Source organism: Pseudomonas sp. TWR3-1-1 (assembly GCF_049896545.1).
Taxonomy (GTDB): domain Bacteria; phylum Pseudomonadota; class Gammaproteobacteria; order Pseudomonadales; family Pseudomonadaceae; genus Aquipseudomonas; species Aquipseudomonas weihenstephanensis.
Window position 1 is genome coordinate 320,992 of sequence record NZ_JAFCUO010000004.1, and the last position, 24,771, is coordinate 345,762.

The 24,771-nt window shown below is 59.3% G+C and carries 18 protein-coding genes; 14 read left to right on the forward strand and 4 right to left on the reverse strand.

From position 1 onward, the window contains the following. Nucleotides 1–123: 123 nt before the first annotated feature. Entirely contained in the window at nucleotides 124–1,392 is a 1,269-nt protein-coding gene (locus ACP7A4_RS12195) for an AGE family epimerase/isomerase (protein ID WP_426247051.1), read from the forward strand. Here ACP7A4_RS12195 and ACP7A4_RS12200 read toward each other — a convergent pair. From ACP7A4_RS12200 to ACP7A4_RS12215, 4 genes are all read right to left on the reverse strand, one after another. Further along, nucleotides 1,345–1,671: a FecR/PupR family sigma factor regulator gene (locus ACP7A4_RS12200; protein ID WP_426247053.1), complete on the reverse strand. Its 327-nt coding sequence runs from the start codon at nucleotides 1,669–1,671 to the stop codon at nucleotides 1,345–1,347. The genes ACP7A4_RS12195 and ACP7A4_RS12200 overlap by 48 nt on opposite strands. A gap of 347 nt (nucleotides 1,672–2,018) precedes the next feature. Next, the gene (locus tag ACP7A4_RS12205) at nucleotides 2,019–2,765 is read right to left on the reverse strand and encodes an SDR family oxidoreductase (protein ID WP_203303799.1); all 747 of its coding nucleotides are present in this window, start codon (nucleotides 2,763–2,765) and stop codon (nucleotides 2,019–2,021) included. Between the two features lie 63 nt (nucleotides 2,766–2,828). Further along, nucleotides 2,829–4,925: a putative bifunctional diguanylate cyclase/phosphodiesterase gene (locus ACP7A4_RS12210; RefSeq protein WP_426247055.1), complete on the reverse strand. Its 2,097-nt coding sequence runs from the start codon at nucleotides 4,923–4,925 to the stop codon at nucleotides 2,829–2,831. A gap of 139 nt (nucleotides 4,926–5,064) precedes the next feature. Further along, nucleotides 5,065–5,961 carry a LysR family transcriptional regulator gene (locus ACP7A4_RS12215; RefSeq protein ID WP_059762813.1) on the reverse strand — a complete coding sequence of 299 codons (897 nt, stop codon included), beginning with the start codon at nucleotides 5,959–5,961 and terminating at the stop codon, nucleotides 5,065–5,067. A 222-nt stretch (nucleotides 5,962–6,183) separates the two neighbouring features. On the opposite strand from ACP7A4_RS12215, the gene ACP7A4_RS12220 reads away from it, so the two are divergent. From ACP7A4_RS12220 to ACP7A4_RS12280, 13 genes are all read left to right on the forward strand, one after another. After that, a complete protein-coding gene (locus tag ACP7A4_RS12220) occupies nucleotides 6,184–7,719 on the forward strand; it encodes an MFS transporter (protein WP_426247058.1) in 1,536 nt (511 codons plus the stop codon). A gap of 131 nt (nucleotides 7,720–7,850) precedes the next feature. Beyond that, a complete protein-coding gene (locus ACP7A4_RS12225) occupies nucleotides 7,851–8,534 on the forward strand; it encodes a response regulator transcription factor (protein WP_048365387.1) in 684 nt (227 codons plus the stop codon). Beyond that, nucleotides 8,512–9,900 (forward strand): sensor histidine kinase, encoded by a 1,389-nt coding sequence (locus ACP7A4_RS12230; RefSeq protein ID WP_059762815.1) that lies wholly within the window; start codon nucleotides 8,512–8,514, stop codon nucleotides 9,898–9,900. Before ACP7A4_RS12225 ends, ACP7A4_RS12230 begins: the two co-directional genes overlap by 23 nt. 503 nt (nucleotides 9,901–10,403) lie before the next feature. Further along, complete coding sequence (locus ACP7A4_RS12235; protein ID WP_426247061.1) at nucleotides 10,404–12,227, forward strand: ABC transporter ATP-binding protein; 1,824 nt, start codon at nucleotides 10,404–10,406, stop codon at nucleotides 12,225–12,227. A gap of 261 nt (nucleotides 12,228–12,488) precedes the next feature. After that, nucleotides 12,489–13,922 (forward strand): TldD/PmbA family protein, encoded by a 1,434-nt coding sequence (locus ACP7A4_RS12240; RefSeq protein WP_059762817.1) that lies wholly within the window; start codon nucleotides 12,489–12,491, stop codon nucleotides 13,920–13,922. Then, nucleotides 13,922–15,256: a TldD/PmbA family protein gene (locus tag ACP7A4_RS12245; protein WP_426247064.1), complete on the forward strand. Its 1,335-nt coding sequence runs from the start codon at nucleotides 13,922–13,924 to the stop codon at nucleotides 15,254–15,256. Before ACP7A4_RS12240 ends, ACP7A4_RS12245 begins: the two co-directional genes overlap by 1 nt. 497 nt (nucleotides 15,257–15,753) lie before the next feature. Then, nucleotides 15,754–16,563 carry an energy transducer TonB gene (locus tag ACP7A4_RS12250; RefSeq protein ID WP_426247066.1) on the forward strand — a complete coding sequence of 270 codons (810 nt, stop codon included), beginning with the start codon at nucleotides 15,754–15,756 and terminating at the stop codon, nucleotides 16,561–16,563. Between the two features lie 51 nt (nucleotides 16,564–16,614). Then, nucleotides 16,615–17,319, forward strand: coding sequence for a MotA/TolQ/ExbB proton channel family protein (locus ACP7A4_RS12255; RefSeq protein ID WP_203303793.1), 705 nt, complete (start codon nucleotides 16,615–16,617; stop codon nucleotides 17,317–17,319). Next, nucleotides 17,319–17,720 (forward strand): ExbD/TolR family protein, encoded by a 402-nt coding sequence (locus ACP7A4_RS12260; RefSeq protein ID WP_059762820.1) that lies wholly within the window; start codon nucleotides 17,319–17,321, stop codon nucleotides 17,718–17,720. Before ACP7A4_RS12255 ends, ACP7A4_RS12260 begins: the two co-directional genes overlap by 1 nt. A gap of 214 nt (nucleotides 17,721–17,934) precedes the next feature. Next, complete coding sequence (locus ACP7A4_RS12265) at nucleotides 17,935–20,661, forward strand: TonB-dependent receptor (protein ID WP_059762821.1); 2,727 nt, start codon at nucleotides 17,935–17,937, stop codon at nucleotides 20,659–20,661. A 140-nt stretch (nucleotides 20,662–20,801) separates the two neighbouring features. After that, nucleotides 20,802–22,676: an extracellular solute-binding protein gene (locus ACP7A4_RS12270; RefSeq protein WP_082706778.1), complete on the forward strand. Its 1,875-nt coding sequence runs from the start codon at nucleotides 20,802–20,804 to the stop codon at nucleotides 22,674–22,676. A 1-nt stretch (nucleotide 22,677) separates the two neighbouring features. Further along, on the forward strand, nucleotides 22,678–23,748 hold the full coding sequence (locus ACP7A4_RS12275; protein WP_426247070.1) for a microcin C ABC transporter permease YejB: 1,071 nt from the start codon (nucleotides 22,678–22,680) through the stop codon (nucleotides 23,746–23,748). Beyond that, nucleotides 23,748–24,770: an ABC transporter permease gene (locus tag ACP7A4_RS12280; RefSeq protein WP_059762822.1), complete on the forward strand. Its 1,023-nt coding sequence runs from the start codon at nucleotides 23,748–23,750 to the stop codon at nucleotides 24,768–24,770. The genes ACP7A4_RS12275 and ACP7A4_RS12280 overlap by 1 nt, the downstream gene beginning before the upstream one ends. The last annotated feature ends 1 nt before the right edge of the window (nucleotide 24,771 follow it).

The window sequence follows — 24,771 nt, forward strand, 5'->3', positions numbered from 1 at the left end:
TCCTCTGCGCTGAATCCTCAGCATGTGTGACACGGTGACCAGTGAAACCTTTCAGCTGTTCAACGGATGATCAATCCCTTAGGCTGCACGCGCTGGATCATGCCCAAAAAAAACAGGTGGCCCATGATTGATCTCACTCGCACGCACGCTGGTTCGATGGCTTCTGTTGCGCACCATCAATGGCTTGATGAGCAAGGCCGAACGCTGATTGAATTCGCCAAAGCTGCGCGAGTACCACAGGGTTTTGCCTGTCTGGACCGTTTTGGACACCGCGCCGATGATGCTTGCGCAGACACCGTTACCACCGCACGCATGGTGCACAGTTTTGCGCTCGCCCATCTCAAGGGCCTGCCCGATTGTGTGCAACTGATCGATCACGGGTTGGCCGCGTTGGCCGGGCCTTTGCGTGATGCCAAACACGGCGGCTGGCTCGCCACCTCGACCGCACACGCGGGTACTGCCCGCAAACAAGCCTACCTGCATGCCTTTGTTGCGCTGGCTTTCAGTTCGGCGGTCATGGCCGGTCGGCAAGGGTCGGCCGAACTGCTGGGCGATGCGGTCCAAATCCTTGAAGATACGTTTTGGTCTGAAGACGAGGGGGCATTGCTGGAGTCCTTTGCCAGCGATTGGAGTGACTGCGAGGCGTATCGCGGGGCGAACAGCAACATGCACGCCACCGAGGCTTTTCTGGCGTTGGCCGATGTGCTCGATGAAGACGTATGGCTCGACCGCGCCCTGCGCATTGCAGAACGGGTGATCCATCAACATGCCGCGCAATCGGACTACCTGCCGGTTGAGCACTTTGATGGCAACTGGCAGCCCTTGCCCGATTACAACCGCGATAACCCGGCCGATCAATTCCGGCCTTTTGGCAAGACCCCAGGCCATGCCTTTGAGTGGGCGCGGCTGTTGCTGCACCTGGAAGCTGCACGCACGCAGCGCAGCCTGTCGACGCCCGCATGGTTACTCGAAGATGCCCGCCAGCTGTTTCACAGCGCGTGCCGCTACGGCTGGAATGTCGATGGCAGCAGCGGCATTGTTTACACACTCGATGAGGACAACCGGCCGGTGGTGCGTGAGCGCTTGCACTGGACGCTGGCCGAGGCCTCAGCCGCGGCAGCTGCGTTGTGGCAGCGCACAGGCGAGGCGCAGTATCAAACGTGGTACACGCAGTTTTGGGACTACATCGACCTGCACCTGATCGACCGCCAACACGGCAGCTGGCATCACGAACTGAACCCAGCCAATCAACCTTCGGCGCGCATTTGGCCTGGCAAACCTGACCTCTACCACGCCTACCAGGCCACGCTACTACCCCGCCTGCCGCTGGCGTTCAGCCTGGCATCAGCCCTGGAGCAGCAGGCCCGAGGCCAGAACCCCCAAACCGATTAAAAACGCGAGCCATGCGTGTTGAATGGCCTTGTGGCGCGAGAACGAAGTACCAGCGCTCAGCACCCGGCGCACTTCTTTGAGTTGATCAGGGTCTGCGGTTTGACGGGATTTAAAACTTAAAACATCGGCGACCCGCTGCCAGACAGCCAGGTGTTCCGGGTTTTGCGCCAGCCAGGCTTTGAACACCTGACGTTGGGAGGGACATGCGTGGCCGGACTCAAGCAGCAACATCCAGTCAACAGCCGCACGGGTAATGGGGTCAACGCTGCTTTTGCTCATAGGGACTCCGCCACTCGAACAATTCATAAAAAACAACCAGACTCAAATAGTAATAAGTCGCATTATCGACTTATTGACTTCAATTGCAAGACCAACGCCCGGGTTGCTTTTAGCTTTTCAATATCTCCCTGCTGCCACCCTCATAGATCGAACAACGCAAAGGCCCCTCACAGAAGGCTGAGCGCAGTTACTGTTGCGGGGATGCCGAGACAGCCGTGCTGGGCCAAGGAGGGCCCGTCGCGGCGTGCCCCCGCAACAGTGCCGCAGCGAAGGCCCCGCCGCGCCTTGGCCTGGCGGCCGGATGGCAGGGCGAGCCTATCTAAAGCACAGCAACGCTTGGGCGCTGTTCAGCGTCCGCCGCCCATGTCGACGAATGTGCCTGTGGCATACGAGGCTTTGTCCGATAACAACCACACAATGGCCTCAGCAACTTCTTCAGGGCGACCACCCCGGCCCATCGGGATGATGGACTCCAGCTTGCTGACACGCCCCGGATCACCGCTCAAGGCATGAAAGTCAGTGAAGATGTAACCCGGCCGCACCGCGTTGACTCTGATCCCTTCACCCGCCAACTCTTTGGACAGGCCCACGGTGAAGGTGTCCAGCGCCCCTTTGGACGCGGCGTAATCAACGTACTCACCCGGCGAGCCCAAGCGCGCCGCCACCGACGAGACGTTTACGATGTTGCCGCCCTGCCCGCCGTAACGCGGGGACATGCGCAGCACAGCATGCTTGGCACACAGGATCGGGCCCAGCACATTGGTTTTAAGGGTGTGCAGAATGCGGAACTCGGACATCTCTTCAACCCGCGACTTGTGCCCCACGGTCCCGGCATTGTTGACCAGGGCAGTCACCGGCCCCAATTCCTGATCAACCCGAAGGAACAGGCTGATGACTTCGTCCTCATTGCTGACGTCGGCGCGCACGCTGATCGCCTGTGCGCCCAAGGCCCGGACGTGCTCCAGCACCTCGTGCGCCGCCGCGTCGTCAGCCAGGTAGTTGATGCAGATTTTATAGCCTTGCCGGGCCGCCAACAGTGCTGTTGCCGCGCCAATGCCACGGCTGCCACCGGTGATCACGATGACTTTATCCATAAATACGCGTTCCCCATTCACGGTGTAAACCTGCGGGCAGAATAACTGGCAGCAGGGTGTTTGTCAGTGCGCCGTGTTTTTCTGCACAAGCGCTTGTTGGCCTTGGTGGATATCGGCCATGAACTGTTGCGCAGGTTTGGGGTGGCCCAACAAGAATCCCTGCAACGCGTCGCAGCCAAGGGTGGTCAAAAAGCTTTGCTGGGTATCGGTCTCAACCCCCTCGGCCACAATGCGCAAACCCAGCGCCTGCCCCAGCGCCACGATGGCCGAGACGATGGCCGCGTCGTCACTGTCGTGCTCCAGGTCGCGCACAAAACCACGGTCGATTTTCAGCTCGTTGGCCGGCAAGCGCTTGAGGTACATCAAGCTCGAATAACCCGTACCGAAGTCATCAATGGACAGGTCGACCCCCATCTGTGACAGCTGTTGCAGCACGTTCATGCTGGCATCCGCATCGCTCATGGCGGTGGTTTCGGTAATTTCCAGGGTCAGGCTGTTGGCCGGCAATTGATGACGCGCCAGCGCCGACGCCACGCTGTCCACCAGCCCCTTGTGACAAAACTGCAAGGCCGAGAGGTTCACCGCCATGCGCCAGTGGCTGTAACCCTGATCACTCCACAGGCGCATCTGTCGGCACGCTTCGTTGAGTACCCATTCGCCTATCGCGATGATCAACCCGGTTTTTTCCGCCAGGTCGATAAACGCCTCCGGCATCAGCAGCCCCTGCTGTGGATGCTCCCAGCGCAACAGCGCTTCGGCCCCCACCGGCTGGCCATTGCTGGCGTCGAATTTGGGCTGATAGTGCAGGCAAAACTGCTGATGCTCCAAGGCATGACGCAGGTCCTGGAGCAGTTGCAATTGCTTGCGCGCATTGGTGTTCATGGACACATCAAAAAAGCTGTACCCGTTTTTGCCCGCGCCTTTGGCGTGGTACATCGCCGCGTCGGCGTTCATCAACAACTCCTCGGCGCTTTCACCATTGCCGGGGTAGAGCGCAATGCCAATGCTCGCGGAGATTTGCAACTGATGCTCGTCCACTTGAAACGTTCTGGACAACAGGCTGACCTGGCGCGCCGCCACCTGTGGCGCATCATCGGCTTCATTCAAGCGCACCAGCAGCACAAACTCATCGCCGCCAATGCGCGCCAGGGTGTCTTGCCCGCGCAACTGCTCACGCAGGCGCAGCGCAACTTCACGCAGCAAGCGATCACCTAAATGGTGGCCGAACGCATCATTCACCGGTTTAAAACCATCCAGGTCGATAAACATCAACGAGAAACAGCCACCCTGCTCCGCGACTTTGCGCATGGCCTGACCAATACGGTCGGCCAGCAAAATACGGTTGGGCAGCCCGGTCAGGTTGTCGTGCAGCGCCAGTTGCGTCAGTTCTTGATTGGCCAGCGTCAGCGAGTCTGCCAGTGCCGCAGTCCGCGCATCGAGCCGGGCATCAAAAATCGACGTCAGCAGCGCGATAATCAACACCGCCAGGCTGGCGACCAACACCAGGTTGTCCAGGCCTTTGCCACTCAAACCATCGAGCGCCGCACCGCAAAAACTGCCCACAGGAAAACTCGCAGCCGCCATGCCGGTGTAGTGCATGCCGACAATCGCCAGCCCCATGATGACCGAAGCGCCCGCCCTGGCCAGACGCACATAAGGCGTTTGTTGACGCAAGCGAAAGGCGATCGACAGTGCGGCGGCCGAAGCGCCCACCGCAATCACCAAAGACAAGCCAAACAGTGCCGGGTCGTAATCGATGCCTGGCTGCATGCGCAACGCGGCCATGCCGCTGTAGTGCATGGCGCTGATGCCCGCTCCCATGATCAAGGCGCCAAATAATAATTGCAGCGCCGGCAAACGCGGCTGGCTGACCATCCACAAGGCAAAACCTGAGGACAGGATGGCCACCAGCAACGACCACAGGGTCAGGCCCACGTCGTAACCCAGCTCAATGGGCAAGGACAGCGCCAACATGCCGATAAAGTGCATCGACCAGATGCCGAAACCCATCGCCAGCGAGCCGCCACCCATCCATAGGTAAACGGCACGACCACGGGCCGTGGCGATGCGGCCTGCCAGATCAAGGGCCGTGTACGACGCCAAAATGGCGACACACAGTGAAATCAAAACCAACGCGGGGGAGTAACTTGCAGAAACCATGGGCCTTCTCGTGAGCGTTTGCCGAACTGCTTCCATGCTCGGTGAAAAGTGCGCGATTGTACTGGTTCCCATAGCAAACGCACGCAAAGACATTGGCTATGTGCCAGTACCTAATCAGGTCTTTTTGATCGATCCCTCATCAGCGGCTTAATGCCGCCTCGTTTACCCGGAAGTCGTGCTTGGCGTGCTCAATGTAACGCGCCACGACCGCCGACTTTTCAAAGCGCCGATGAATCAAGGATAGCCATGAAGTCACTTCACAGCCGTCGATGGGACGATAAATCACACTCGGCAAACTGATATGCCCCACCACGGACGCTGGCACCACCGCCACGCCCTGGCGCAACGATACCAATGCAATGACCGCGACCAACCCGCCGGGTTGCGGCCCCAACCTGGGTGCATAGCCACCTTGCGCGGCCACTTGCAAGGTGCCGCTGATTTGCTCGGGCAGCACGAACGTCTCGTTTTGCAGATGTTCGGGGCTGATGCTTTTAAGGCGCGCCAGCCACGAGTCCGCCGCCAGCGCCAGCACAAAGCCTTCTGCGTTCAAGCGCAGGGCTTGCAGACCTTCTGGCAGCGCCATCGGTGAACGTATGTAGCCAACATCGAAACGACCTTCGACCACCATCAGTGGCAAATCGGGCATCAGTGCTTCGCGCACGGTAAGGCTCACGTCGGCGCATTCACGACTGAAACCCTGAACCTGACGCTGCAAAACCCCCGAATACACCGCCGACGCCACATACCCCAACTCGATATGCCCCAACTCGCCTCGCCCTGCACGCTGGGCGTTGCGTTGCGCCAGCTCAAATTGGCGCACCGTGGCCTGTGCTTCGGGCAATAAGGCCTGCCCGGCTTGCGTGAGGCTGACCTGGCGCTGCTCGCGGACAAACAGGCGAACCCCCAGTTCGGTTTCAAGGTCTTGTACTTGGCGACTCAACGTCGGCGGCGCGATGCCGAGCACCTCGGCTGCGCGAGTGAAATTGCGTTGGTGCGCAACCGCCAGAAAGTAGCGGAAATGACGTATATCCATAGCCGTATTAGCTCAAAGGTAATGAAGTCCAGCACACTCGCTAACAAACACTCTGTTACACAGCGATACCCTGTGCCGACAGTCACACTAGAGAGTCCTTCACATGTCCGTCAAATCCCCTGTTTTATTGCCGTGCAGTGAGTCAGCCGGGGCGCATGCCCCAGCCCGTATGCAGTGCATTGCCTGCAACGCAATGAGCCGCACCCACCGGGAGCAACAGCCATGAAAGCCGTCAGCCCACGTCTTACCCTGCTGGCCGCATCAGGGGTGTGTTCACTGATCGTGCTCGACACCAACATCGTCGCCGTCACCCTGCCCAGCATTGCTCAGGATTTAGGCGCCAATTTCGTCGATATCGAGTGGGTGGTCAGCGCCTACATGCTGGCCTTTGCTGCACTGCTACTGCCTGCGGGCAGCATTGCCGATCGTTTCGGTCGCAAAAAGACCCTGCTCTGGGGCTTAAGCATTTTCATCCTCGCCTCCATCGGCTGCGGGGCGGCACCGACCACGCTGCTGCTGGACATCGCCCGTGCGGTAAAAGGCGTGGGCGCGGCGCTGCTGCTAACCTCGGCACTGGCTTCAATTGGTCATGCGTTCCATGACGAGGTGGAGCGGGCCAAAGCCTGGGCATTCTGGGGCGCTTGCATGGGGGTGGCCATGACCGCCGCCCCGACATTGGGCGGCCTGATCACCCAGTACCTGGGTTGGCGCTGGATCTTCTACCTCAACCTGCCGGTGGGCCTGTTGCTCATGGCACTGGTTAGCCATGCGATAGCCGAGTCCCGTGACCCGCAGTCTGCGCGCCTCGACCCGTGGGGCAGCCTGGCTTTCAGCGCCAGCCTGGTGTGCCTGATCTGGGGCCTGATTGAAGCCAACCGCATTGGCTGGAACAGCCCGCTGACTTACGCCCGGATGTTCGGCGGGCTGATGCTACTGGGCGTCTTTGTGGTGGTTGAGTCCCTGCAAAAGCGCCCGATGATTGACCTGCAACTGTTCCGTCATCCGCGCTTTATCGGCGCGTTACTTGGCATGTTCGCCTACGCCGGTTGTGCCCAAGTGATGATGACCCTGCTGCCGTTCTACCTGCAAAACGGCTTGGGATTCAGTGCCGTCCTGTCAGGTTTGGGCATGCTGCCCTTTGCCCTGACCATGTTGATTTGCCCGCGCATTGGCGCCCGCCTGGCCTCACGTTACAGCCCCGCCACGATGATGGCAGCGGGTTTGACGCTGGTGGGCTGCGGCAACCTGCTGAGCGCCTGGGCGGTGGAGCACGGCGGGTATTTGAGTTTCGCGCTGACCACTGCGGTGACTGGCGCCGGGGCAGGCTTACTCAATGGCGATACGCAAAAAAACATCATGGCCTGCGTACCGCGCGACCGGGTGGGCATGGCGTCAGGCATGAGCACCACCATGCGCTTCAGCGCCATCGTGTTGGCGATCGGCGTGTTGGGGGCGTTACTGGGCGGACACACCGAGCAAAACCTGCATGCCAGCTTGAAAGTGGACGCGGCGCAATGGGTGGGGCAAACCCACTTTATTGCCTCGCGAGTCGCTGCCGGGGACATGACCGGGGCCTTGAGCCAACTGCCCGATGCTGTGCAGCCACAGGTTCAGGCGCTGGCGACGCAGGCGTTTGTCAGCGGGTTCAGCGTGGTGTTGTGGGTCGCCGGTTGGCTGGGATTACTCGGCGCGTTGGTGGTAGGCACCCTGATGCGCAAGCCGATTCCACAGATGACGCTGATCACGCGCCCGCTTTAAAGACGCTGTGCGAGTCAACCCTCGCGACGAGATACCTGCCGCGGAGCTGAACATGAAGAATAATTAAGAAACGTTTCAGCTTTTTGTGGGCAAAATGTGCTCACCGCTGTGAAGGCTTATCAGGTGACGGTATGACCCGCATTTTGACCATTGAAGACGATGCCGTAACGGCGAAAGAAATCGTGGCTGAACTGAGCAGCCACGGCCTGGAGGTCGATTGGGTCGACAACGGCCGAGAAGGCCTGGTGCGCGCTGTAAGTGGCGATTACGACCTGATCACCCTCGACCGTATGCTTCCCGAGCTGGACGGGTTGGCGATTGTCACCACCTTGCGCACCATTGGTGTCAGCACCCCGATCTTGATGATCAGCGCCTTGTCCGATGTCGACGAACGTGTGCGCGGGTTGCGGGCCGGTGGCGACGATTACCTGACCAAACCGTTCGCCAGCGACGAAATGGCCGCCAGGGTTGAAGTGTTGTTGCGACGCAAAAGCCCGGCCGACAAATACGAAACCTCCCTGCGCGTCGCCGATCTGGAGCTCAACCTGATCACCCGTGAAGCCAGCCGCGCCGAGCAACAACTCAGCCTGCTGCCCACAGAATACAAACTGCTTGAGTTTTTGATGCGCAACACCGGGCAAATCCTCTCGCGCATGATGATTTTCGAAGAAGTGTGGGGTTATCACTTTGACCCCGGCACCAACCTGATCGACGTGCACATTGGCCGTCTGCGCAAAAAAATCGATCCGCCGGGCCAGGTGCCCCTGATTCGCACCGTTCGAGGCTCGGGTTATGTCATTGCCGAACCCCTCTAAGGGCTGGCGCTCTTCCAGCAGTCGCTTGCTGGCGCTGTACAGTTTTCTGTTCGTGGCCTGGAGCTGCATCCTGATGGGCGTGCTGTATTACGAGGTGTCGCACTACCTCGGCAATCTGGCCAAGCACTCCTTGATGCAGCGCCAGCACCTGTTCTCGCGCTTTGAAGGTGAGCAACTGGATGAAGCGCTGGCCACCAGCCTGACGTTCGACATGCGGACAGTTGATGCCTATGGACTGTTCGATGCGCAACACCGCCCCCTCAGCGGTCCGATTCAAGTCATCCCTGATGACCTGCCGCTCGATGGCCAGATCCACGAGCTGCGCACCTGCATCGACGCCGACGATCCCAACCTGCCGCAAGACAGCTGCGACGCCGTCGCCACCCAGACCAACGATGGCCGCTGGCTGGTGCTGGTGCGCGACAACGGCTCATTGTTCGCGGTGACGCGGATCATTTTGCATGCCTTGTTTTGGGGATTGTCACTGACCATCCTGCCCGGCATCGCGGGCTGGCATTTGCTCAGGCGTCGGCCCTTGCAACGCATCCGAGCCATCCAGGCCAGTGCCGAAGCCATCGTGGCGGGGGATCTGACTTATCGTTTGCCGCTGTCGAACCGGCGTGACGAGCTGGACATGCTGGCGGCCATCGTCAACGCCATGCTCGACCGCATTGAGCGGCTGATGCATGAAGTCAAAGGGGTGTGTGACAACATCGCGCATGATTTGCGCACCCCGCTGACCCGGCTGCGCGCGCAACTGTACCGCATTCAACAGCAGGCACCCGAAGGTTCGCCCCAAGCGTTGCAAATGGATCAGGTGATCGCTGAAACCGATACTTTGATGGCGCGCTTTCGCGGGTTGTTACGCATTTCAGAACTGGAAGACCATCAGCGGCGCTCAGGTTTTGTGCAACTAGACCCACTGCCCTTGCTGCAAGAGCTGTATGACTTTTACTTGCCGCTCGCCGAAGAAGGCCAGGTGACGCTGCTGCTGGACGTACCTGCCAGCCTGCCCGGCCTGACCGGCGACCGCGCATTGTTATTTGAAGCGCTGGCCAACTTGCTCAGCAATTCGATCAAATTCACCCCGCCGGGTGGTGAAGTGATTCTGCGCGCGGTCAACGATGACGCCAGCCCGCGCATTGAGGTGCTCGATACCGGCCCCGGCATTCCCGAAGCAGAACGTGAGGCGGTGTTCCAGCGCTTTTACCGCAGCGACGACAAACATGGCGGCTTTGGCCTTGGCCTGTCGATTGTGGCTGCCATCGTCAACCTGCACGGTTTCAGCCTGGAGGTGGATAACCGCGAAAGCGGTGGTGCCCGGCTGACCCTGCATTGCCGCCAGAGCCTGATCAGCGTGGGGTAACACTGCAACAGCGGGTCGGCGCCAACCGTCCTACGCGGCAACGATCAGCCGCGTTGCATCTTTACATTTCCTTTGACACAAACTGGCACACTTTTTTCTTGTAAATCCGCGTTCGCAATTATTCGGCTGGAATGACCCCTCCCGCGTGCGCAACCCGCACCCATTGCGAACACGGACGGTAACGCCGTCCACATTCGGTGCAATGACGGGCCAAAAGTCACGTCAATAAGCGGCTGTTATAAAGGAATATGAACGATGTCGGATGTGTGCACAGTTTCAACCACCCCCCCTGCCCCCGCCCTGTTTGTCGCCTTGCGTCTGCCGGTCTGGCATTCGTGTCCGGGCACCGACACTTAGCCTGACGCTGCGCTGACGCCCGCGTTTATGCCGGGGCGCCAGCGATACGCACTCACTGTTTGCTGACCCTCAGCCCGTTTTTGGCTGCGCCTTTTATCGCGCCGCCAACGCGATTCCTTTTGCTCAAAAAAAGAAGGCAGCCCGTCATGTCTGAAGTTGACGCTATCACCCTTCCACCCAAACAGCCGTGGGCCTTTGTGTGGCATTACATTCGCCTGTATCCCGGCTGGTATTGGGGCATTGCTCTGTTACAAGTTGGGGCTGCCATGACCGCGACACTGATGCCCTACGCCATCGGCCAAATTACCGGTGCCGTCAGCGATGGCGCCTGGGATCAGGCTGACGTGTGGCACGCCAGCCTGCCCGCGCTGGGCTTACTGTTTGCCCTCGCAGTAGCGCAAATGCTGTTCGCACGCGGCGCCACGCTGTGCATGATCATGGTTCGCCCGCAGCAAAAAATACGCATTATCCGCGACCTTTTTGCCTACTTGCAGCGCCATTCGCCGCGTTATTTCAGCGAGCACTTTGCTGGCAGCCTGGCTCACCGTATCGGTGAAGGCAGCATCGGTTTGCTGGAAATCACCTGGTCGCTGGTGGTGGAAATGCTGCCGATTCTGGTGGTATTGATCACCAGCCTGGTATTGCTGACCCTGGCCTCACCGTGGCTGGGCCTGGGCTTGTTGCTGTGGGTGGGCGCTTATTCGTGGCTGGCGTTTGTGCTGTCGCGCAAAGCCCAGGTGCTCGCTGGCAATCACGCGCAAGCGCGCAGCGTGACCACCGGCAAAATCGTCGACGCCGTGGGTAACTTGAGCAGCATCCGCCTGTTCGCCCGTCAGGGGTTTGAGCTCGATTACCTGACCCGTTACCAGACAGAAGAGAAACAGGCAGCTCAGCGCTCCTTCTTCTATCAGGAGAAAATCCGCCTGCTGCAAGACAGCCTGTCCATCGTGTTGCGCGTGGGTTTGGTCGCCTTGGCCTTGTACCTGTGGCACTTGGGCAAAATCGATGTCGGGCAACTGGTGATGGTCGCCACACTGGGTTTGATGATCGTGGCGCAGTGCAGCTTTCTGAGCATGCAGTTCATGCATTTCTTCGAGTTCATCGGCAACATCGAAAACAGTATCAATACGCTGCTGCAACCCCACGAAATGCCGGATCAGCACGGCGCGCAAGCTGCCCGCATCGAGAAAGGCTCGATTCACTTTCGTGATGTGAATTTCGGCTACAGCCCCGACAAACCGATTTTCAAACACTTCAATCTGGACATTCGCGCCGGGCAACGTGTGGGCATTGTCGGGTTTTCGGGCTCGGGTAAATCGACGTTACTCAACCTGCTGCTGCGCTCATACGATCCACAGAGCGGCAAGATTGAAGTCGATGGTCTGGATATTCAACACATGACCCAACAATCGCTGCACACCCATATCGCGCTCATCCCCCAAGAGCCGGGCCTGTTTCACCGTTCACTGCGCGAAAACATTGGCTATGGCGACGTGCACGCCAGCGAGTCACAAATCATCCTCGCGGCCAAACGCGCCCACGCCCACGAATTCATCCTAGAAATGCCTGAGGGTTATGACGCGTTGATCGGCGAGCGCGGGGTCAAACTGTCAGGAGGACAACGCCAGCGCATCGCCATCGCCCGCGCACTCTTGAAAAACGCACCGATCATGGTGCTCGACGAAGCCACGGCAAGCCTCGATTCAGAAACCGAGAGCCTGATTCAAGGCAGCCTCGACGACATCATGTCGGACAAAACCGTGCTGGTTGTCGCCCATCGCCTGTCCACCATCGCGCACCTGGACCGTATTGTCGTACTGGACAAAGGTCAGATCATTGAAGACGGCACCCACGCGCAACTCCTTGAACGCCGTGGCTTGTATTTCCGATTATGGCAACGCCAGTCGGATGGACTTCTCAGTGAAACTGACGATCAAGTCCAGGACAACTTAGTGACTCAAGAGTCATGAACGTTAAACGTCGCCCCTCTTATATCTCGCTCTATCGACAGTCGATAGCGCGTAAAACCACAGCAACTTCATTCTTAATGATTCATGCCACATGAAACTTGCACTAAGGCATAACTTATTGGCGCACATCTTGCTCTTTTAGATTGCCAGACTTGCTCGATATTTTTATTGCCGGCCTTTAATCAATGACGCCCTGCGTGCTCGGTTTCGTTACGCGTTTCTCTGTAGCGCAGGGTGATTAACTACAAGGACATTAGATTCATGACTGACGCACAGTCGTCTTTACGACAGTTCATACAGCGCTATGCACACGCCTCCGATTTTTTGTCGTTACGCCTGGTGGAGCAGCACACCCACCACATGGCCGTGACCCGAAACATCATCGAGCCACCCCATATCAGCTACGAACGCGGGGTGATGATTTGTGTGCAAGAAGACGGTCAACAAGCCTTTGCCGCCACCAGTGATATCACCGACACAGGTCTGCTCCAGGCGCTGGCTCAGGCCCGCGCAACGGCCAAAGCCCTGCGCGGCCACGGTTTGCTGAACTACAGCGCTCCCCCTGCACCGGGTGTCCACGCCCATTACTGCTCGCCCGACCTTGAGCAGCCGCTGCCCGACACCGCGCAATGGCTGGCCTTGCTCATGGACGTGTCGCACCACGTGCCTGAGGACCCGCGCCTGGTTCATTGGGCAAGCCGGGTGCGGGTAGTGCGCGAACAGCAGGTGTACCTGGACAGCTGGGGCAATGATATTCAGCGCACCCAACAGCAAATGTTTCCTCATCTGGAAGTAACGGCATTTGACGGCCATGACAGCCAACGCCGAAGTTTTAATCTCGGCCAACAAGGCAGCGCCGCCATCGTGACCGACGCAGGGCTGGCTGATGAGGCGCGCCGGGTGGCGGACCAGGCCCTGCAACTGCTGCTGGCCCCCAACACCCCGACGGGCAAGCGTGATGTGTTGCTCATGCCGGATCAGATGATTCTGCAAATCCATGAATCCATTGGTCATCCGCTGGAGCTGGACCGCATTCTGGGCGATGAGCGTAACTACGCCGGTACCAGCTTCGTCACCGCCGACATGTTTGGTCATTACCGCTACGGCTCCGACCTGCTCAACGTCACTTTCGACCCTACCGTGCGCGGTGAACTGGTCAGCTACAGCCATGACGACGAAGGCCTGAAAGCTGAAAAACAACACCTGATCAGCGAAGGTATTTTGCAGCGGCCTATGGGTGGTGCGCTGTCGCAAGCGCGCAGCGAGTTGCCCGGTGTCGCCAACAGCCGGGCTTGCAGCTGGAACCGCGCGCCCATTGATCGCATGGCCAACCTCAATATCGAGCCTGGCGATCAATCGATGGCGCAGCTGATCGCGGGCATTGAGCACGGCATTTTGATGGCCACCAACCGGTCGTGGTCGATTGACGATGCCCGCAACAAGTTCCAGTTCGGCTGCGAATGGGGCCAATTGATTGAAAACGGCGAGCTGCAAGGGGTGGTTAAAAACCCCAACTATCGCGGTATTTCATCGCAGTTCTGGCGCAATTTGTGCGCCGTGGGCGATGCATCGACCCATCAAATCATGGGCACTCCCAATTGCGGCAAGGGTGAACCCAACCAAGCGGTCACCGTCGGGCACGCGTCTCCCGCGTGCGTGTTCAGCCATATAGATGTGTTCGGAGGCCAGGCCTGATGAACGATTGCCGATTTGCCCATGCATTCACGGCCCTGCAACAGTGGCTCAAGCACCAACTGCACGCAGACGAACACTTCACGCTGTGGTATTCGGCTGAGGACAGCCAGTTCGTGCGCTTCAATCACGCCAAGGTGCGTCAGGCTTATCCCGTGCTGCAAATAGAGCTGACCCTGCGACTGATTCGCGACGAGCGTCACAGCACTTATCACCTGAATCTGACCGGCGACGAGCAACTGGACTGCCAACAATTGGCGCAAGCCCTGGAGCAACTGCGCGCGACACTTGCTGTGTTGCCTGCCGATCCCTACCTGCTACTGGATACCGACACATGGACTGACGAACGCGTAGTCTCTGGTCGCACACCGCCCGTGAGCGAGGTTATCCGTCAGGTTTGCAGCCTCAGCGAAGGCCTGGATATGGTCGGTATTTATGCGGGCGGCACGCTGTATCGAGGGTTTGCCCACTCGTGGGGCGCATTGGGTTGGCATGCGTGCAGCAGCAACACCCTGGACTGGAGCCTGTTTGATGTGAGCGGCGAAGCCGTGAAAACCGCCTATGCCGCCCCCGATTGGAACGTGCAGGCTTTAAGCACTCTGTTTGCTCAGGCACGCGAAAAACTTGAACACTTGCGCACGCCGCGAATCAGCCTCACGCCCGGTCAATACCGGGCTTATCTGGCGCCGGCTGCGCTGGATGAAATCATCGGCATGCTGAGCTACGGCGGCTTCTCGGCCAAAGGCTTCGCCACCCACCAAAGTGCCCTTCAGCAGTTGAAGTCCGGTGTGCAACAGCTGTCACCGCTGGTCAATATTCGCAATCAACCGTCCACCGGACTTGAACCCCGCTTCGGCCGTGAAGGCAACCTGACCCAAGATGTCGCACTGATTGAGAACGGCAAGCTCACCGGGCAACTGATCAACTCGCGCTCGGCGGCTGAATACGGCCTCACCAGCAATGGCGCAAACACCCATGAAACCCCGTCCTCTCTGATCATGGAGCCGGGCGACTTACCCGATGACGAGGTGCTGAACGCACTCGGCACGGGGCTGTACATCAGTAATCTGTGGTACTTGAACTACTCGGATCAAAGCGCCGCACGCCTCACCGGGATGACACGCTTTGCGACCTTCTGGGTCGAGAACGGCAAGATCGTCGCCCCCATCGAAACCATGCGTTTTGATGACACGCTGTACAACATCCTGGGTTCCAACTTGCTGGCCCTGACCCGAGAACAGGCGTTGTTCACTACGACAAGCACCTATGAACGCCGCGAGGTCAGCCGTTATGTAATGCCCGGAGCACTCTTAAGTGCATTGACGCTCACGCTGTAACTTTCACGCGCATAAAAGTGCACTCATTTCATACAGCAACTGGTCACTTTGGTGCATTAAACAACTCCACTTAAGCCGCTCGTATGATTGTCCAACAATGCTAATTAAGTGTGTGTATGTCTTTTGCAGTTCACCGGGTTAAACCGAGGCGGGTTGTGCAGAGATCCTAACGTTTGCACCTGTACTTTTTATTAAAAGGCTGGCGCATTGTTCAGTGAAGGGGGCGCCGGCCTTTTTAAACTTAACTGTTGGCATAGCCATTGCTAGTAATAAATTGAAATGGATTTAACGTTCTAAAAACAACGCGTCATGACTGGCGTTGGCGTGCACCAAGGAGTTTGTATGACGTCGTATCCCATTAGCCCTTAAGTCATGTCGATCCGTGAAGTATCACGGATCGACATGATTGGCAGATCACCGTTTCAAAGACAGTTGTCGTCCCTGCATGCAAGGGCGAACGGAGCCTTATTGCCCTTCTTTTAGTCGAGGGACTCTTAATGAGTGACGAGGTAAAGAACAAAGCGCGGCCCGCGCCGCCACTCGACGCTGAGCGTGTGCAGCTATGGACGCATATTCCCCATGTGCCCAACACCTCAACGCCCGGCGGGTTGAGTACGCCGCGCGTGTTGTTGCTGATCGGCGTGGCAGCGCTGTTGCATGCCGGTGCCTGGTGGGTGTTCCAGCAAGCCAAAGCAGAACCTGTGATCACCCCGCCCGAAATTCCGGAAATGACCGTCGAGCTTACCAGCCCGGCCCCTCCTGCACCGCCTGTGGAAGAGCCGCCACCGCCACCCCCGCCGCCCGAGCCTGAAGTGCCTCAGGAGGATGAAGACGCGGTCAAGGAGCCGCCCAAACCGGTAGAAAAACCCAAGCCGATCGAAAAGCCCAAGCCGGTGGTCAAGCCTAAGCCTGTGCAAAAACCACAGCCGGTCAAACCTGCGCCACCTGCGCCACCAGCCCCTGCCGCTCCTACTGCGCCAACAGCGCCGGCGGCCCCTGCCGCAGCGCCTGGACCGGTCAAGGAAACCGCCGCGGTGTCTGGCCTGGCCAGCCTCGGCAACCCGCCACCCGAATACCCGTCGCTGGCCCTGCGCCGCAGTTGGGAAGGCACGGTGGTGTTGCGCATCAAGGTGCTGCCCAACGGCCGCGCCGGGACGGTCGAGGTGACCAAGTCCAGCGGCAAGCAAGCGCTGGATGAAGCCGCCGTCACCGCCGTGCGCAACTGGAAGTTTGTCCCGGCCAAACGTGGGGATACACCCATTGAAGGTTTTGCAACCCAGACCATCGCTTTCAAATTGCCGGCATAACCCTTCAGGGGCCGACATTTACTTTCATTTAGTCGCGTGTGAGGTGTAGCCATGAACGAATCTCTGTCTTCCATGATTGTCCCTGGAGTGTTGTGGGCATTGGTGCTGTTTTCAGTGGTGAGCTGGGCACTATTGCTCATCAAGTCTTCGCAGTACTTGCGTCAGAAAAAACAAAACAAGTTGTTTAGCAAAGCGTTTTGGGCCGCCCCGGACTTGCTCACCGCCGCCGAACACGCCAGCCAGTACCCCGGCGCACTGGCGCGCATCGCCAACAGTGGCTTTGAAGCCATGATTGTCGATGACTCCCCGCGCACGACCCAACAGCTGGCCCACACCATCAACCGTTCAGACCGTCTGGAGCGCAACCTGCGCCAGCAAATCCAGAAAGAACGCCGCGCGCTGGAAAGCGGTCAGGCCATCCTCGCCAGTATCGGCAGCACCGCGCCCTTTATCGGTTTGTTCGGCACCGTTTGGGGAATCATGGAAGCCCTGCAAACCATCGGCGCTACAGGCTCGGCCAGCCTTGAAACCGTTGCTGGCCCCATCGGCCATGCCTTGATCGCCACCGGCGTCGGCATCGCGGTCGCCGTCCCGGCGGTGTTGATTTACAACTTCTTCCTGCGTCGCCTGAAACTGGCTTCGGCCAACATGGACGATTTTGCCCATGACTTCGACGCCCTCGCCCAACGCAGCGCCTTCGCCATTGATCGCCAGGCCATTTCCACCAAGCGCACCCCGGTGCGGGAGGCAAGCTGATGTCTTTCTCAACGCAGGACAGCGACGAAGTACTCAGTGAAATGAACGTCACCCCGCTGGTGGACGTGATGCTGGTACTGCTGGTGGTGTTCATCGTGACCACGCCGATGATGACCAACGCGATCAAGATCAACCTGCCCAAGACCGACGCGGTGGCCAGCCAGCAAAAGAAAGACCCGGTGGTGGTCAGCGTCGATCAGGACGGCAAGTTCTACCTGGCCAAAAACGAGGTGGCCCCCGAGCTGCTGGAAAAAAGCCTGCAAGACGTCAAAAACCAGGACCCCGACGTGCGCGTGCAGCTCCAGGCAGACGAGGGGGTCAATTACGGCCAGGTGGCCAAGGCGATGGCGTCTATCGAACGTTCGGGGATCACCAAAATCTCGGTGATGACAGCCAAATAACGCCCCTGTAGTCGCCGCCGTTGGCAGCGACTACAGAGATCACTGTGCAATCGCTGTAACCACGCAGTACCCACGCCGCGCAGGGGCTCTTTGGCCCTTGCAGGGGAGCGGCTTGCTTGAAAAACGTGTTTTGCCAGGGTCGACACAACCCAACTGGAGTCATGAGGGCTCACAAGGCCATTCCAATAAACGTCTGAAAAAGTCGGAAATAACCATGCAGATGAAGAGTTCAGGTTTTACCCTCAAACCGCTCGTTGCGAGCCTGCAACGCCATCGTTTTGTGCCGCTGTATCTGGTTGCTCTGGGGATGAGCGCTGGCCAGTTACACGCAGCCGAAGCGGCCCCTGCGGACGATTCTGGCAGTGCGGTGAGCACCGCAACAGTCAGCACAGATGCCGTGGCGGCACCTGCCACCACGCAACTGCAACGGGTGGAAGTGACCGGCTCGGCGATTCGCCGGGTCGATGCCGAAACCGCTGTGCCGATCACCATTCTGCGTGCCGAACAGCTGCGCAATGAAGGCGTGACCACCACCGCTGAAATCATGCAACGCGTGACCGGCAACCAGTCGATCCGCAACTCGGCCAGCTCCGTTGGCTCTGCCACCGGGGGGTCGACCTTCGCGGACATGCGCGGCATTGGTGCCAACAAAACCCTGGTGCTGCTCAACGGTCGCCGTCTGGGCAACAACGCCATCGACGGCTCGGCAGTTGACTTGAACACCATCCCGTTTGCAGCCATTGACCGGGTTGAAGTGTTGCGCGACGGCGCCTCGGCTTTGTACGGCACCGACGCGATTGGCGGCGTAATCAACTTCATCACCAAAAAATCCCTGACCGACGGCACGCTCTCGCTGGGCGGCGAAGGGGCCGATGCCAGCGGTGGCGGCAGCAGCCACGACATCAGCGGCAGTTGGGGATATGGCGACCTGGACAAAGACCGCTTCAACGTCATGGGCGTGGTGGGCTACAACAAACAACGCGCACTGCAAAGTAAAGACCGCACCTTTACCACCAACTACGCGCCGGGCCGTGGGCTGGACCAAACCTCCGGCACCTCTTACCCGGCCAACTGGAGCCAGGGCAACATCAATACCAGCCCGCTGGCCGGCAGCAATTGCAGCGGCGCCAACCTGGTGCTGCGCCAGGGCGTCTGCCGCTTCGACACCCGTGACTACATCGACTTGCTGCCCGAAACCGAGAAAACCTCGTTCTTCGGCAAGGCCACCGGCAAGCTCACCGACGATGACAACGTCAACCTCGAATACTTCTGGGCCCGCAACAACAACGCCACCTCGGTGGCGCCCGCGCCGTTGACCGGGCTGACGATGGACCCCTCTTCGCCTTACTTCCCCGGCAACGGCATCACGCCGGGCACCAACGATCCGTCCTTCGACCCCAGCCAGCCGATTGGCCTGAACTGGCGTGAAACAGCCGCAGGCGGTCGTCAGTCCAAAGACCAGAACACCAGTCAGCGTCTGGTGCTGAGCTTCGATGGCATGGTCAAGGGCTGGGATTACAACGTCGGCGCCTCGTACAACCAAAATCAGGTCATCTCCAGCCTGACCGGGGGTTATGTCAGTGATGCGGCCATGATCAACGGCATCGCAGACGGCATCATCAACCCCTTCGGCCCGCAAACGTCGGCCGGCCAGGCCTACATCGACGCCAACAAATACCACGGCCAATACTCCTCCTCGGTGGGCCGTGTAAGCGGGATCGACGGGCGCATGAGCCGCGAGGTCGGTGACTGGTTCGGCGCAGGCCCTGCCGGTCTGGCCATCGGCGGTGAATACCGTCAGGAAAAATTCCACCAGAGCTACGAAGCTTATGCGGCTGACGTCAGCAGCCTGGGGGTTGACCCGGACGGCAGCGTCAAAGGTGACCGTAACGTGAAGGCGGTGTACACCGAACTGAACGTACCGGTGCTCGACAGCCTGGAACTCTCGGCCGCTGTACGGCATGACAAATACAGCGACTTTGGCAGCACCACCAACCCGAAATACTCGTTCCGTTACCAGCCCGTCAAAGAGCTGGTAGTACGTGGCGCTTACAGCGAAGGGTTCCGTGCACCGTCGCTGTATGAGCTGTACAACCCGCAATACACCACGTACACCCAGGGTTACTACAACGACCCGGTGCTGTGCTCCGGCGGCGTGGTGCAACCGGGCGGCAACAGCGGGCGCGATTGCGGCCAGCAGTTCCATAACCGCACCGGCGGCAACACCCAGCTCTCGCCCGAAAAAGCCCGCAACGTGACCTTGGGCTTCGTCTATCAACCGGTGCGCGACCTGTCGCTGGGCCTGGACTTCTGGTGGATTCACATCGCCAACCAGATCGCCGAGTTCCCGGAATCCACCGTATTTGACGACCCGGCGCTGTATGCCGACCGCTATGTGCGTAACCCCGACGGTTCACTCAACTACGTGCAAACCGGCCTCGCCAACCTGGGTGCAGTCAAAACCAGCGGCATTGACGTGAGCATGGACTACCGCTTCCCCAACACCCCATACGGCCAATTCGGCCTGGGCCTGCAAGGCACTTACGTCACCCGCTATGACTTCCAGAGCACGATCGGCGGTACGTACACCGATAACGTCGGTGACTTTGAAGGCACCGGGGTGGTGGCACGCTGGAAACATGTGCTCAACGGCACCTGGAACCTGGGGCCATACCGTGCCTCGTTGGTTAACCGCTTCACCAGCGGCTACAACGACTACGACCCAAGCACCCATGCCAAAGTGGCCTCTTACACCCTGTGGGACTTGTCTGCGGGCTACACCTTCAACAAAACCGTCGACCTGGATGTGGGCATGAAAAACATGTTCGATCGCAATCCGCCGTTCTCCAATCAGGCCTATAACTTCCAGAGTGGTTTCGATCCACGGTATGCCGACCCAATGGGCCGTACTTTCTTCGCCCGTGCCACCTACCACTTCTGAGTGATCACCGACGCAAGCCTCCTCCAGCTTGCGTCGGCCTAACTGCGAAATCGCGACCCCACGGCCTGTTCACGCGCAAGGCTGTGGGGATTTTTCACGGTACTCAATGGTTCTACACGCGGTACAAGGAAACCCCACACATGTCTTCATATTTCCTGCCCCTGATCCGCTCGCTGTTGGTGCCCGTACTCGCGTGCGTAAGCATCGGCGTCAGTGCCGCGCCCAGCCAGGCCATGACGGTCTACGGCGAGGCGCCCAAATACCCGGCCGGTTTCCAGCACTTCGACTTCGTCAACCCGAACGCCCCCAAAGGTGGCTCCTTGAGCCGCGCGTCGATGGAAATCGGCCAGTTCAATTACCTCACGCCCTATGTCGACCAAGGCACCGGCGTGGCGCAGGTGGATCAGTGGGTGTATGCCCCGCTGGCCTTTCGTTCACTGGACGAGCCCTACACGGTGTATGGCCTGGTGGCCAAAACCATGGAACGCGACCCCGATGGCCTGTGGGTGCGTTTCAACCTGGACCCCAAAGCCCGTTTCGCTGACGACACCCCTATCACGGCACAAGACGTGGCGTTCACTTACCACACGCTGATGACCCAAGGCAGCCTGAGCTATCGCATGCTCTATGGCGAGGTCAAAGACATCGTGATCGAAGGCCCGTTGCAAGTGCGTTTTGACTTCAAGAGCAACCAGAACCGCACGCTGGCACTGGATTTGGCCAGCATGCGCATCCTGCCGGAGCACTGGTGGAAGACCCGCGACTTTACCAATGGCGGCGGCTTCGAACCGCCGCTGGGCAGTGGCCCGTATGCCGTCTCAAAGGTTGACCCTGGTCGCAGCATCACCTTTGAGCGCAATCAGCACTGGTGGGGCGCAAACCTGCCGGTCAGCAAAGGGATGTACAACTTCGACCGCCTGACCGTGAATTTTTACGGCGACACCGATGTGGCGCGTGAACTGCTCAAGGCCGGGGCTTTCGACTACAACCGCGAGTTCTCGGCCACCGGTTTCAGCATCGGCTATGACAGCCCTTCGCTCAACGATGGCCGCCTGCAAAAAGGCGTGTTCGCCAAAGACAAACCGGGGGCCGCCCAAGGCTTTGCGTTCAACCTGCAAAACCCGTTCTTTCAAGACCGCCGCGTGCGTCAGGCCCTGAGCCTGTTGTGGGACTTTGAGTGGACCAACAAACAGATGATGCGCAGCTTCTACGTGCGCCAGCAGAGCTACTTCCCGAAAAGTGAAATGGCCGCCACCGCCCTGCCCGATGCCCGCGAACGGGAGATCCTTGAACCGCTGCGCGGAAAAATCCCGGATGAGGTCTTTACGCAGGTCTATCAGGCCCCCAAAACCGATGGCAGCGGTTACATCCGCGACAAACAACTGCAAGCGCTGGCGCTGCTCAAAGAAGCGGGCTGGACGGCCAAAAACAACACGCTGGTGAACGCTGAGGGCGAACCGCTGCGCTTCACTTTCCTCGATGGCCAAGGCGGCTTTGACCGCATGATTTTGCCGTACAAGCGCACCCTGGCGCAGATCGGCATCACGATGGACATTCGCAAGATCGACTCGGCGCAGTACATCAACCGCCTCAACGCGCGTGACTACGACATGATCGTGGTGGGCTTTCCGCGCAGTGGCCAGCCCATCGTCTCGCCAGGCCGCGAGATGTACGACATGTATGGCTCGCGCAGCGCCACCCAGGTCGGCGCCTCAAACGCCTTTGTGCTGCGCGACCCGGCCGTAGACACCCTGCTCGACGGCTTGGTGCAGGCCAACAGCCGCGCAGAGATGGTGCATTACGCCCGGGCGCTGGATCGGGTCTTGCAGTGGGGCTACTACATGATTCCCAACTACTACTCAGTCGGCACCCCCACCGTGTACCAAAACCGCTTCGCCCGTCCGGCACAGGAGCCGATGTATGACGAAGGGCTGGACACCTGGTGGCAAGTCAGCACAACCGCGCAAACCAACGCCGCCTTGAGCGCCGCCAGTACGTCGTCGGAGGGCCATTGAAATGTTGCATTACATGAGTCGACGTTTATTGCTGATCATCCCCACCTTGCTGTGCATTCTGGTGGTCAACTTTCTGATCGTCCAAGCCGCACCCGGTGGCCCGGTGGAACAAGCCATCGCGCGCTTGCAAGGCTTTAGCGGGGCATCCGTGGGCGGCGGCGCGCGGGACATGGCGGCCAGCAGCGGTGGCGCCAGCCGCAGCAGCCGCGGCCTGGACCCGGCGCTGGTTGAAGAAATCACCAAGCACTACGGCTTCGACAAGCCCATGCACGAACGCCTGTGGTTGATGCTCAAGAACTACGCGCAACTGGATTTCGGCAACAGCTTTTTTCGCGGGGCCAAGGTCACGGACCTGATCCTGCAAAAGCTCCCGGTGTCGATTTCACTCGGGTTGTGGGCGACGTTGATCACCTACCTGATCTCAATCCCCTTGGGCATTCGCAAAGCCATTCACAACGGCAGCGCATTCGATGTGTGGACCAGCACCGCGATCATCATTGGCTACGCCATGCCCGCATTCCTGTTTGCGATTCTGTTGATCGTGGTGTTCGCGGGCGGCAGCTACATGAGCTGGTTTCCGGTGCAGGGCATGGTTTCGGACGGCTTCGAAAACCTGAGCTTTTTCGCCAAGATCGGTGACTACCTGTGGCACATGGTGCTGCCGGTCTCTGCCTTGGTGATTGGCGGCTTTGCCACCCTGACCATCCTCACGAAAAACAGCTTTCTCAACGAAATCAGCCGTCAGTACGTGGTCACGGCGCGGGCCAAGGGCCTGACCGAGCGCCGAGTGCTTTACGGCCATGTGATGCGCAACGCCATGCTGCTGGTGGTCGCCGGTATCCCGCAGGCGCTGATCGAGGTGTTCTTCGCCGGTTCACTGCTGATAGAAACCATCTTCAACCTCGACGGCATCGGGCGCATGAGCTACGAAGCCGCCGTGTCGCGTGACTACCCCGTGGTGTTCGGCACCCTGTTTCTGTTCACCTTGTTCGGGTTGTTGATCAAGCTGATCGGCGACCTGTGCTACACCCTGCTCGACCCCCGTATCGACTTCTCGGCGAGGACTTCCTGATGTTTACCCTCTCTCCTATTGGCAGGCGCCGTCTCGCACACTTCAGGGCCAACCGCCGCGGCTGGTGGTCGTTATGGCTGTTTGTCGCGCTCTTCATCCTGTGCCTGGGTGGGGAGTTGGTGGCCAACGACAAACCTTTGGCGATTCACTACAAAGACAGCTGGTACTTCCCGATAGTGGCCAACTACGTCGAAACCGACTTTGGCGGCGAGCTGCCTTTCGAGCCGGATTACAGCAGCGACTATGTGCGCAAGCTGATCACTGATCAGGGCGGCTGGATGCTCTTTGCGCCCATCCCGTTCAGTTACGACACGGTCAATTACGACCTCAAGGAACCCGCCCCCAGCCCACCCAGCGCCACCAACTGGCTGGGCACCGACGATCAGGCCCGCGATGTGCTGGCGCGGGTGATTTTCGGGGCGCGGATTTCCATCCTCTTCGCCCTGATCCTGACCGCCATCAGTGCCGTGGTCGGGATCACCGCTGGCGCTTTGCAAGGTTTTTACGGCGGCTTGGTCGACCTTTTCGGGCAGCGCGTGCAAGAGGTGTGGGCCGGTTTGCCGGTGCTGTACTTGCTGATCATTTTGTCGGGGTTTGTGGCGCCGAGCTTCTGGTGGTTGCTGGGGATCATGGCGCTGTTCAGTTGGCTGGCACTGGTGGACGTGGTGCGCGCCGAGTTCTTGCGTGGACGCAACCTGGAATACGTTAAAGCAGCCCGCGCACTGGGTTTGACCGACGGTGCCCTGATGCGCCGACACATCCTGCCCAACGCCATGACCTCAACCCTCACCTACCTGCCGTTCATCCTCACGGGCGCCATCGCCACCCTCACCGCACTGGACTTCCTGGGCTTTGGCATGCCGCCCGGCACCGCCTCGCTGGGCGAAATGATTGGCCAGGCCAAACGCAACCTGCAAGCGCCCTGGCTGGCGCTCACGGCCTTCTTCACCCTGGCGCTGATTTTGTCGCTGCTGGTGTTTATCGGCGAAGCCTGCCGCGATGCATTTGACCCTCGGAGCTGAG

Bases quoted from the DNA above. Each gene is read 5' to 3' on its own strand.
- ACP7A4_RS12195 (WP_426247051.1), top strand. From the start codon at position 124: ATGATTGATCTCACTCGCACGCACGCTGGTTCGATGGCTTCTGTTGCG.
- ACP7A4_RS12200 (WP_426247053.1), bottom strand. From the start codon at position 1,671: ATGAGCAAAAGCAGCGTTGACCCCATTACCCGTGCGGCTGTTGACTGG.
- ACP7A4_RS12205 (WP_203303799.1), bottom strand. From the start codon at position 2,765: ATGGATAAAGTCATCGTGATCACCGGTGGCAGCCGTGGCATTGGCGCG.
- ACP7A4_RS12210 (WP_426247055.1), bottom strand. From the start codon at position 4,925: ATGGTTTCTGCAAGTTACTCCCCCGCGTTGGTTTTGATTTCACTGTGT.
- ACP7A4_RS12215 (WP_059762813.1), bottom strand. From the start codon at position 5,961: ATGGATATACGTCATTTCCGCTACTTTCTGGCGGTTGCGCACCAACGC.
- ACP7A4_RS12220 (WP_426247058.1), top strand. From the start codon at position 6,184: ATGAAAGCCGTCAGCCCACGTCTTACCCTGCTGGCCGCATCAGGGGTG.
- ACP7A4_RS12225 (WP_048365387.1), top strand. From the start codon at position 7,851: ATGACCCGCATTTTGACCATTGAAGACGATGCCGTAACGGCGAAAGAA.
- ACP7A4_RS12230 (WP_059762815.1), top strand. From the start codon at position 8,512: ATGTCATTGCCGAACCCCTCTAAGGGCTGGCGCTCTTCCAGCAGTCGC.
- ACP7A4_RS12235 (WP_426247061.1), top strand. From the start codon at position 10,404: ATGTCTGAAGTTGACGCTATCACCCTTCCACCCAAACAGCCGTGGGCC.
- ACP7A4_RS12240 (WP_059762817.1), top strand. From the start codon at position 12,489: ATGACTGACGCACAGTCGTCTTTACGACAGTTCATACAGCGCTATGCA.
- ACP7A4_RS12245 (WP_426247064.1), top strand. From the start codon at position 13,922: ATGAACGATTGCCGATTTGCCCATGCATTCACGGCCCTGCAACAGTGG.
- ACP7A4_RS12250 (WP_426247066.1), top strand. From the start codon at position 15,754: ATGAGTGACGAGGTAAAGAACAAAGCGCGGCCCGCGCCGCCACTCGAC.
- ACP7A4_RS12255 (WP_203303793.1), top strand. From the start codon at position 16,615: ATGAACGAATCTCTGTCTTCCATGATTGTCCCTGGAGTGTTGTGGGCA.
- ACP7A4_RS12260 (WP_059762820.1), top strand. From the start codon at position 17,319: ATGTCTTTCTCAACGCAGGACAGCGACGAAGTACTCAGTGAAATGAAC.
- ACP7A4_RS12265 (WP_059762821.1), top strand. From the start codon at position 17,935: ATGCAGATGAAGAGTTCAGGTTTTACCCTCAAACCGCTCGTTGCGAGC.
- ACP7A4_RS12270 (WP_082706778.1), top strand. From the start codon at position 20,802: ATGTCTTCATATTTCCTGCCCCTGATCCGCTCGCTGTTGGTGCCCGTA.
- ACP7A4_RS12275 (WP_426247070.1), top strand. From the start codon at position 22,678: ATGTTGCATTACATGAGTCGACGTTTATTGCTGATCATCCCCACCTTG.
- ACP7A4_RS12280 (WP_059762822.1), top strand. From the start codon at position 23,748: ATGTTTACCCTCTCTCCTATTGGCAGGCGCCGTCTCGCACACTTCAGG.